Annotated in this window: 11 protein-coding genes; 9 read left to right on the forward strand and 2 right to left on the reverse strand. The window is 63.5% G+C overall.

Annotation, left to right across the window (positions count from 1 at the left end):
* Positions 1–328 precede the first annotated feature (328 nt).
* Entirely contained in the window at positions 329–1603 is a 1275-nt protein-coding gene (locus ACEN88_RS16975) for an EAL and HDOD domain-containing protein (RefSeq protein WP_413341391.1), read from the forward strand.
* 3 nt (positions 1604–1606) lie between these two features.
* Here the strand turns inward: ACEN88_RS16975 and ACEN88_RS16980 are convergent, their stop codons facing one another.
* Both ACEN88_RS16980 and ACEN88_RS16985 read right to left on the reverse strand, forming a co-directional pair.
* A complete protein-coding gene (locus ACEN88_RS16980; RefSeq protein ID WP_413341393.1) occupies positions 1607–2359 on the reverse strand; it encodes an SAM-dependent methyltransferase in 753 nt (250 codons plus the stop codon).
* A gap of 5 nt (positions 2360–2364) precedes the next feature.
* Positions 2365–2970, reverse strand: a complete 606-nt coding sequence (locus ACEN88_RS16985) for a Maf-like protein (protein WP_413341395.1) — start codon at positions 2968–2970, stop codon at positions 2365–2367.
* A 105-nt stretch (positions 2971–3075) separates the two neighbouring features.
* On the opposite strand from ACEN88_RS16985, the gene ACEN88_RS16990 reads away from it, so the two are divergent.
* From ACEN88_RS16990 to fabF, 8 genes are all read left to right on the forward strand, one after another.
* Positions 3076–3573 (forward strand): YceD family protein, encoded by a 498-nt coding sequence (locus ACEN88_RS16990; RefSeq protein WP_413341397.1) that lies wholly within the window; start codon positions 3076–3078, stop codon positions 3571–3573.
* Between the two features lie 210 nt (positions 3574–3783).
* Positions 3784–3966: a 50S ribosomal protein L32 gene (gene rpmF, locus ACEN88_RS16995; RefSeq protein WP_005666806.1), complete on the forward strand. Its 183-nt coding sequence runs from the start codon at positions 3784–3786 to the stop codon at positions 3964–3966.
* Between the two features lie 176 nt (positions 3967–4142).
* Positions 4143–5183 (forward strand): phosphate acyltransferase PlsX, encoded by a 1041-nt coding sequence (gene plsX / locus ACEN88_RS17000; protein WP_413341400.1) that lies wholly within the window; start codon positions 4143–4145, stop codon positions 5181–5183.
* Between the two features lie 2 nt (positions 5184–5185).
* Entirely contained in the window at positions 5186–6166 is a 981-nt protein-coding gene (locus ACEN88_RS17005; RefSeq protein WP_413341401.1) for a beta-ketoacyl-ACP synthase III, read from the forward strand.
* Between the two features lie 31 nt (positions 6167–6197).
* Positions 6198–7109, forward strand: a complete 912-nt coding sequence (fabD, locus tag ACEN88_RS17010) for an ACP S-malonyltransferase (protein ID WP_413341402.1) — start codon at positions 6198–6200, stop codon at positions 7107–7109.
* A 39-nt stretch (positions 7110–7148) separates the two neighbouring features.
* Positions 7149–7886 (forward strand): 3-oxoacyl-ACP reductase FabG, encoded by a 738-nt coding sequence (fabG, locus tag ACEN88_RS17015; protein WP_413341403.1) that lies wholly within the window; start codon positions 7149–7151, stop codon positions 7884–7886.
* A gap of 142 nt (positions 7887–8028) precedes the next feature.
* On the forward strand, positions 8029–8268 hold the full coding sequence (gene acpP / locus ACEN88_RS17020) for an acyl carrier protein (RefSeq protein ID WP_036168404.1): 240 nt from the start codon (positions 8029–8031) through the stop codon (positions 8266–8268).
* Positions 8269–8293: 25 nt separating this feature from the next.
* Positions 8294–9538 (forward strand): beta-ketoacyl-ACP synthase II, encoded by a 1245-nt coding sequence (gene fabF / locus ACEN88_RS17025; protein WP_413341405.1) that lies wholly within the window; start codon positions 8294–8296, stop codon positions 9536–9538.
* The last annotated feature ends 246 nt before the right edge of the window (positions 9539–9784 follow it).

Consider the following 9784-nt stretch of genomic DNA (forward strand, 5'->3'; position numbering starts at 1 on the left):
CTGTCCGGCGGCGGCAGCCTGCGCCTGCCGGGCCAGCCGTTCGGCGACGATCCACGTGCGCGCAAGGAAGGCGAGGGCACCGAAGGACGTGCGCGCACCCCGCGCACGGAAGCCAAACCGGCTCCGCGCGGCCCCGCCAAGCGTAACGGATCGGGTCGGTCCTGATCCTTTTCGCATCGATCGTTTCTGGCAAGCACATCTATGTTTGAAACGTTTTGATACGATGTCGAAATGTAAAGACTTCCCGTCTGTAGTATAGTCGGACCGGTATTCCGGCCAGACCGGGTCCGGCACGCATGGTGCGTGCCGTCGTTTCAGGAGTTTTTACATGCAAGCGGTAGCAACGGCAGCCACGTCCACGCCGTCCGACGAATTCTTTTTGGCGCGCCAGCCCATCCTCGGGCGCGACCAGAAACTGGTGGCGTTCGAGTTGCTGTTTCGCGCCGCGCCGGAGCATGAGGACGCGCAGCTGACCGATTATGCCGCCGCCACCGCCGCCGTGATCTCCCATGCGTCGCAGCTGGGGATGAAGCAGGTGGTGGGCGAGCAGGTTGCCTTCGTCAATGTCGACGAGGTGGTGCTGATGAGCGATTTCGTCCGATTCCTGCCTCCCGATAAGGTCATTCTGGAAATTCTGGAAACCGTCCGTCCCACCACGGCCTTGCTGGCCCGTGTGCGGGAGTTGAAAGAGCTCGGCTTCAAGTTCGCACTCGACGATGTTATAGGCCATTCCGAGCAGGTAAGCAAGCTGATGAGCCTCGTCGACATCATCAAGATCGACTTGCAGGGCGTCGGGCGCGGCGAGCTCGCCGAACTCGTCCGCACCCTGCGCGGGCCGCATCAGAAGCTGCTGGCGGAAAAGGTCGAGACGATCGAGGAATTCGAGTTATGCCTGGAACTCGGCTTCGAATACTTCCAGGGCTATTATTTTGCGCGTCCTGCGATCCTGTCCGGCAAGAAGATCACGCCGTCCGAGCTCGTGCTGCTGCGCCTGTTCGATCTCATTCATTCGCAAGCCGACAACGATGCGATCGAGGCGGCCGTCAAACGCGACCCGTTGCTGAGCCTGAACCTGCTGCGCCTCGTGAACGGCCATCTGGCCGGCACCGGCGCGCCGCAGGTCGAGTCGATTTCGCAGGCGCTCGTCCAGCTCGGCCGCAGCCAGTTGCAGCGCTGGGTGCAGATCCTGTTGTACAGCGGCCCGGAGGGGCACGTCGAACTGAATTCGCCGTTGCTGCAGATGGCGACGACGCGCGGCCGCCTGCTCGAGCTGATGACGCTGACCCTGCGTCCGGGCGACGTGGCCGGCGCGAATACTGCCTTTACGGTCGGCATCATGTCGCTGATGGATGCGTTGTTCGACGTGCCGATGCGCGAGATCTTCGACAAGGTCGACCTGTCGCGCGAGGTCCGCGCCGCGCTGCTGGAGCGCGACGGCGACTATGGCGCCATGCTGAGCGTGGCGGAAGCGCTGGAGCATGTGGATCCGGACCGCAATCTGGCGGCCGCGCTGGACCGCCTCGGGCTGTCGGTGAAACAGGTGCGCGACATCGAACTGGCCGCGTTCGGCTGGGTGCGCGAACTCGGTGCCGAAGTGCACTGACCTCTACGATTGCGCGAGGAACAGAAAGACGGTCGGCTTCTTGTGGAAATCCGGCGCCTTGCCGGCAGCCAGTTGCGCCTTCCATTTCGCGGCCGTCTGCGTCCGCACGGTTTCCGTCGCCAGCGACAGATCGGTCGCCACGCACACCAGCGTGCCCGGCTGGCAGCTGGCGACGAGGGCTTCCAGCATCGCGCCGTTGCGATATGGCGTCTCGATCAGCAACTGCGTCTGTTTCTCGCTGCGCGAGCGCTGCTCCAGTTGCTGGATGCGCTTGGTGCGCTGGCCGGCGTCCGTCGGCAAATAGCCGTTGAATGCGAAGCTCTGGCCGTTCAGGCCGCTCGCCATCACGGCCAGCAGCAGCGACGACGGCCCCACGAGCGGACGCACGGGCACGCCGTGCTGGTGCGCCAGCCGGACGAGGTCGGCACCCGGGTCCGCGACGGCCGGCACGCCCGCTTCCGACACGAGGCCCGCATCGCGTCCCTCCAGCAGGGGCGCGAGCAGCGCGGCCAGCGCCTGCTGCGGCGTGTTCACATTGAGTTCCGCGATCTGAATCTCTTGCAGCGGGCGTGCGAGCGGATGGTCGATGCCGACCAGTTTCAGGAAGGCGCGCGCCGTCTTGGCGTTCTCGGCGACAAAGTACTCGAGCTTGCTGGCGATGTCCTGCACCTGCTCGGGCAGGATGTGGGACAGCGCGTGCGGTGCGGCCTCGGTGGGGCCGAGGGTGTTCGGGATCAGGTAGAGCGTACCGGGCATGGTTGTTATTGTTGGCGATTAAAAAATGGCATGCCGGCGCGGCGCAGCATGCCGGTCAGGGCGATCAGGGGCAGGCCGGTGAGGGCGGTCGGGTCGCCGCTGTCGATGCGTTCGAGCAGGGCGATGCCGAGTCCTTCGTTCTTGGCGCTGCCGGCGCAGTCGTAAGGCTGCTCGATGTGCAGGTAGGAGTCCAGCTCGGCATCCGGGAGGTCGCGGAACGTCACGAACACCTGGACATTCTCGACCTGCGCCGTGCCGGTTCTCCCGTCCCACAGGCACAGGGCCGTATGGAATATGACGCGGCGGCCGCGCATCATCTGCAATTGGGCGAGGGCGCGCGCGTGGTCGCCCGGCTTGCCGATCTGGATGCCGTCCAGCGTGGCCACCTGGTCCGAGCCGATCACCAGAGCACCGGGGTTCTTGAGGGCGACGGCCGCGGCTTTCTCGCGCGCCAGCCGCAGCGCCGTCGCTTCCGGCGTTTCATCCGGATGCGGGGTCTCGTCGATGTCGGGCGAGATCGTTTCGAACGGCAGGTGCAGGCGACCCAGCAGCTCGCGCCGGTAGGCGGAGCCGGAGGCCAGGATGAGGCGCGGAAGGGTGGAGCTTGGCATCGATTTTCGTAAATAAAACAGGAAGATAGCGCTTTGTGAGGAAGTCTTTGACTGCGCGGGCAGAAGCCTGCTATTATCGCAGGTTTTCCGGGGATGTTTTTCCAAATGAGCGCTTTTGTCATCGACGCCTTTGAATTTTGTCGGAACAACGGCCATCGTGAAGGCGTCACGCCGGTGGCGGAAATGAACCGCCTGGCGGTTGATTGCGCCGACAAGTCCGGCGAGATCGCGTGGTCCATCGACGGCGGCCAGACCCGGCAAGGGTATCCGATGCTGACGTTGTCCGTCTCCGGTACCGTGCAACTGGTCTGCCAGCGCTGCCTGACCCCGTTCGGCTACGAGCTCGATTCGTCGACCGTGCTGGTGCTGGGTAAGGACGACCAGGAAGCGGACGAGATCGAGGAAATCCTCGACGATGAAAGTATCGACGTGATCGTCGGCAGCCATACCTGCGACATCCGCGATCTGCTGGAAGATGAAGCCCTGCTGGCCCTGCCGCAGGCACCGAAACACGAGGTGTGCCCCGATACCAGGCTGCTGGACGCGATCAAGTCCGAGAAGGTATCGCCGTTCGCGGCACTTAAAGGCCTCAAATCTGAATAAAAGAATTGCAGTGGGTGTTACGTACAGGTAGCATTCGCAGCGTCAAAACGTGTCAAGCGCGTGCAGCTCGAGTATTGAGTCATCGTTGTAAGGCAGCGTTAAACATGTCGGCAATGGCAGCCTCAACGTTATTGCTGCTGGGATACTCGATGCGCATGTACTTGCAAGTCGAATGTGTTAGAATTTTAGAACTTAAGTTTAGGAGTCATCATGGCTGTTCAACAGAATAAGAAGTCCCCGTCGAAGCGCGGCATGCACCGTTCGCACGATTTCCTGACCGCCCCGAACCTGGCAGTCGAGCCGACCACCGGCGAAACGCACCTGCGTCACCACATCAGCCCGAACGGTTTCTACCGTGGCCGTAAAGTGCTCAAGACCAAGAACGACGAGTAATCGACGTCTTGCTGTTTTGTTCCATGAAAGCGGTGCAACGTATGTCGAATGCGTGGCGCCGCTTTTTCTTTTGCGGTAACTCCGTCATTTACCATCCCGCTGACTCGGCTCGCAGTGTACCCCGCCGAGACCACGCCGCCGCCGGCCGACCTTGAGCCCGCGGTTCATTCCGACAAATGACAATCAAAATTTCCATCGACTGCATGGGCGGCGACCACGGCCCCGCCGTGACCATCCCGGCAGCCCTCGCATTCCTCAAGCGCGAACCCGACGCCGAGCTGATCCTCGTCGGTCAGGAAGAGCTGGTCCGCGCTGAACTCAAGAAACATCATGCGGGCGACACCCTCCGCCTGACCGTCCGCCACGCCTCCGAAGTGGTCGCGATGGACGATCCCGTCGAAGTCGCCCTGCGCCGCAAGAAAGACTCGTCGATGCGCGTGGCGATCGAGCTCGTCAAGGACGGCAGCGCCGACGTCTGCGTCTCCGCCGGCAATACGGGCGCGCTGATGGCCATCTCGCGGTATGTCCTGAAGACCATGGCCGACGTCGACCGTCCGGCCATCTGCTCGATCCTGCCGAACCAGAAGGGCGGTCCGACGTACATGCTCGACCTGGGTGCCAACGTCGATTGCGAGCCCCATCACCTGCACCAGTTCGCCATCATGGGCGCCGTGCTGTTCGAAGCGATGGAACACCGCCGCCCGAGCATCGGCTTGCTGAACGTCGGCACGGAAGAGATCAAGGGCAATGAAGTGGTCAAGGCCACCGCACCCCTGCTGCGGGCCGACCATGAACGCGGCGTGCTGAATTTCCATGGCAACGTGGAAGGTAACGATATCTTCAAGGGCACCGTCGACGTCGTCGTGTGCGACGGGTTCGTCGGCAACGTGACCCTGAAGGCGATCGAGGGCCTGTCGCGTTTCGTGAAATCGGTGTTCCTCGAAACGACCATGTCGAAGATCGGCGCCCTGTTCGCGCGCAAATCGCTCAAGAAGCTGAACCCCGAAAGTTATAACGGTGCCGGCCTGCTGGGCCTGAAAGGCCTGGTCTTCAAGAGCCATGGCGGCGCCAATGCCTACGCCTACGAGTGGGCACTTCGACGCGCTTTTGACGCGGCGAAATATAATGTGCAAGCGCAACTCTCGACCTTGATCGCCGAAATGTTGCCGCAAGCTCCCAATCCGGAAGCGCCAGGCTCAACTATTCAGCAGGGTTAGCAATGACTTACAGCAAAATCATCGGTACCGGCAGCTACCTGCCCGCGCAGCGTGTCACCAACGACGACCTCGCGGCGCAGCTCGCCACCAAGGGGATCGAAACCTCGGACGAATGGATCGTGTCCCGCAGCGGCATCTCCGCCCGCCACTACGCCGCGCCCGACGAAAACGCGTCGGACCTGGCCGTGAACGCGGCACGCAAGGCGCTCGAAGCGTCCGGCCTCGAAGCGGAGCAGATCGACCTGATCATCGTCGCCACGTCGACGCCGGATTATTTCGGCAGCTTTCCGAGCACGGCGTGCATCGTCCAGAACAAGCTGGGCATGCGCAACAACAGCGCCGCGTTCGACATGGGCGCCGTGTGCTCGGGCTTCGTCTACGCGATGGCGACGGCCGATGCCTTCATCAAGGCCGGCAACGCGAAGAACGTGCTCGTGATCGGCACGGAAGTGTTCTCGCGCATCCTCGACTTCGATGACCGCAGCACCTGCGTGCTGTTCGGCGACGGCGCCGGCGCCGTCGTGCTGGCCGCGTCCGAGGAGCCGGGCCTGCTGGCCGTCAAGCTGCATGCCGACGGCAGCCATGGCCACATCCTGTGCGGTCCCGCGAACCCGTCGAACCAGGCCGCGAACCAGAAATTCCTGTACATGGATGGCCCGGCCGTCTTCAAGCTGGCCGTCTCCGTGCTGGAAAAGGTCGCCAACGAAGCGCTGGCGCATGCGCAGATGCCGGCGGGCGACATCGACTGGCTGATCCCGCACCAGGCCAACCTGCGCATCATGGCGGGCACCGCGAAGAAACTCGGGCTCCCGACCGACAAGATGGTCGTGACCGTCAACGAACACGGCAACACGTCGGCCGCGTCGATCCCGCTGGCGCTCGATGTCGCGGTGCGCGACGGCCGCATCAAGCCGGGCCACAACGTCATGATGGAAGGCGTCGGTGGCGGCTTTACCTGGGGTGCCGTGCTGGCGCGCATGTAATAACAAGACAAAAACACGCTAAGAGGAATCGATGAGCAAATTCGCATTTCTGTTTACCGGCCAGGGCGCGCAAGCCGTCGGCATGCTGAACGGCTTCGCCGGGAACCCGGTCGTCGCACAGACCGTCGCCGAGGCGTCGGAAGCGCTGGGCCAGGACCTCGGCAAACTGATCGCCGAAGGTCCGAAGGAAGACCTCGACCTGACCACGAACACGCAGCCCGTGATGCTGACGGCCGCCGTCGCCGTCTACCGCGCGTGGATCGCCGCGGCCGGCCACAGCCTCGGCGAGTACTCGGCACTCGTCGCCGCCGGCGTGATCGACTTCAAGGATGCCGTGCCGCTCGTGCGCTTCCGTGCGCAAGCCATGCAGGATGCGGTGCCGGTCGGGCAGGGCGGCATGGCCGTGATCCTCGCCCTGTCGGCCGACGACGTGCGTGCCGTGTGCGCGGAGGCTGAGCAGGGTGAAACGGTGGAAGCCGTGAACTTCAACGAGCCGACGCAGATCGTGATCGCGGGCCACACGGCCGCCGTCGAGCGCGCGTGCGACATCGCCAAGGCCAAGGGTGCCAAGCGCGCCATGAAGCTGGCCGTGTCGGCGCCGTTCCACTCGTCGCTGCTGAAGCCGGCGTCGGATCGCCTGCGCGACTACATGGCCACCCTGAACTTTGCCGCCCCGCAGATCGACTTGATCAACAACGTCGACGTGGCTATCCTGAACGATCCCGCCGCGATCAAGGACGCGCTGGTGCGCCAGGCGGCCGGTCCCGTGCGCTGGGTCGAGACCATGCAGAAGATGGCGGCCGACGGCGTGACGCAAGTCATCGAATGCGCGCCGAGCAAGACCCTGATCGGCATGGCCAAGCGGATCGATCCGGTGCTGGTGGGCGAAGCCCTCGTCGACCAGGCATCGCTGGAGCGCGTGCTCGCCGCCGTCCAGGGCTGAGTGCCGCCGCATCCCCCCGTTAGAGAAAAAGAGGACTCAATGAACCTGCAAAACCAAGTCGCCCTCGTCACCGGCGCCTCGCGCGGCATCGGCAAGGCCATCGCACTCGAACTGGCCCGCCAGGGCGCCAGGGTCGTCGGCACCGCCACCACCGAAGCGGGCGCGGAAGCCATCGGCGCCTACCTCGCCGAGTTCGGCGGCAAGGGCGTCGTGCTGAACGTCACCGACGCCGCCCAGTGCGCCGCCGTCATCGACGACATCACGAAGAACGTCGGCCCGATCGGCATCCTCGTCAACAATGCCGGCATCACCCAGGATCAACTGGCGATGCGCATGAAGGACGAAGAGTGGGACAACGTGATCGCCACCAACCTGACGGCCGTCGGCCGCCTGTCGCGCGCCGTGCTGCGCGGGATGATGAAGGCAAAGCAGGGGCGTATCATCAACATCACGTCCGTCGTGGGCGCGGCCGGCAACCCGGGCCAGATGAATTACGCGGCGGCGAAGGCCGGCGTGGCCGGCATGACCCGCGCGCTGGCGCGCGAGATCGGCAGCCGCAACATCACCGTCAACTGCGTGGCGCCCGGCTTCATCGATACCGACATGACCAAGGCACTGGGCGAAGGCCAGCACGAGGCGCTGCTGACGCAGATCCCGCTGGGCCGCCTGGGCGCGCCGGAAGATATCGCGTACGCGGTCGCCTTCCTGGCGGGGCCGCAGGCCGCCTACATCACGGGCACGGAACTGCACGTGAACGGCGGCATGTACATGAACTGATGGGCATCCTTTAATTAGAGATCTCGGCAGTTCGCAGTAGTTTCGACCGTTTTAGCGTCAGACGCTGAAAATAGTTTTTCAACGCGCAAACCCTGATAAAATGCGCGCACTTTCCGCAACACATACCTAATGGAGCCATAACATGTCGGATATCGAACAACGCGTTAAAAAAATCGTCGCTGAGCAACTGGGCGTTGCCGAAGCAGACATCAAAATCGATTCCTCGTTCGTTGACGACCTCGGCGCTGACTCGCTGGACACCGTGGAACTGGTGATGGCCCTGGAAGACGAATTCGAAATGGAAATCCCGGACGAGCAGGCCGAGAAGATCACGACCGTTCGCCAGGCTATCGAGTACGCACAGGCTCACGTCAAGGCCTAAGCTTTCAGGATTTCAGGAGAAGCGCTTGAGTTCACGCAACCGTCGTGTCGTAGTGACCGGCCTGGGTTGCATCTCTCCGATCGGCAACACCATTGCCGACGCGTGGGAGGCAGCACTGGCGGGCAAGTCGGGTATTGCCAACATCACCAAGTTCGACGCAACGCCATTCTCGACCCGCTTTGCGGGCGAGGTGAAGAACTTTAACGTCGAGGATTACCTGCCGGGCAAGGAAGGCCGTCATATGGATACGTTCATCCATTTCGGCATGGCCGCCGGCATCCAGGCGTTACAGGATTCGGGCATTGTCGTCACCGACGACAATCGCGATCGTATCGGCGTGCTCGTGGGTTCCGGCATCGGCGGTCTGCCGATGATCGAAGACACGAAGGCGGAGTACGACAGCCGCGGCCCGCGCCGCATCTCGCCGTTCTTCGTCCCGGCGTCGATCATCAACATGATCTCGGGCGACCTGTCGATCAAGTTCGGCCTGCGTGGTCCGAACCTCGCCATCGTGACCGCCTGCACGACCGGACTGCATTGCATCGGCCAGGCAGCCCGCCTGATCGAGTACGGCGACGCCGACGTGATGATCGCCGGCGGTGCGGAATCGACCGTGTCGCCGCTGGGCCTGGGCGGTTTCGCCTCGGCACGCGCGCTGTCGTCGCGCAATGATGATCCGGCCACGGCCTCGCGTCCGTGGGACCGCGACCGCGACGGCTTCGTGCTGGGCGAGGGCGCGGGCGTGATGGTGCTCGAAGAGTATGAACACGCCAAGGCGCGCGGCGCGAAGATCTATGCGGAAGTCGTCGGCTTCGGCATGAGCGCGGACGCGAACCACATCACGGCACCGCTCGAGGATGGCAGCGGCGCATCGCGCTGCATGGTCGCCGCGATGCAGTACGCGGGCATCAACCCGGACCAGGTGCAGTACGTGAACGCGCACGGCACGTCGACCCCCGTGGGCGACGTGGCGGAAGTGAAGGGCATCAAGCGCACCTTCGGCGACCATGCGAACAAGCTGGTCGTCAACTCCACCAAGTCGATGACGGGCCACCTGCTGGGTGGCGCGGGCGGCCTGGAGTCGGTGTTCACCGTGCTCGCGATTCACAACCAGGTCTCGCCGCCGACGATCAACATCTTCAACCAGGATCTGGAATGCGACCTGGACTTCTGCGCCAACACGGCACGGGACATGAAGATCGATTACGCGGTGAAAAACTCCTTCGGTTTCGGCGGTACCAACGGCACGCTGGTCTTCGCCAAGATCTAACGATCGCGCAATAGCCGAACTTTCGGACGCCCATTCCTGTCCAAGGAATGGGCGTTTGTCATTTCTGGCCTCCTCAAATTCTAATTGGAAACACCCATGTCGATCGCGGTGTCCGCGCTCGTCAGGCCGTCGCGCATCCAGCGGTTCGTATGGGGTGGCTGCGGCCTGGCCCTTCTCGCGTCTGCGCTGGCCATCGGGCTGGCGGCGCCCGGGCACGTCCGCCTCGCGCCTCTCGTCGCGGCGGCG

The organism is Massilia sp. CT11-108 (assembly GCF_047302915.1).
Lineage (GTDB): Bacteria > Pseudomonadota > Gammaproteobacteria > Burkholderiales > Burkholderiaceae_D > Telluria > Telluria orientalis.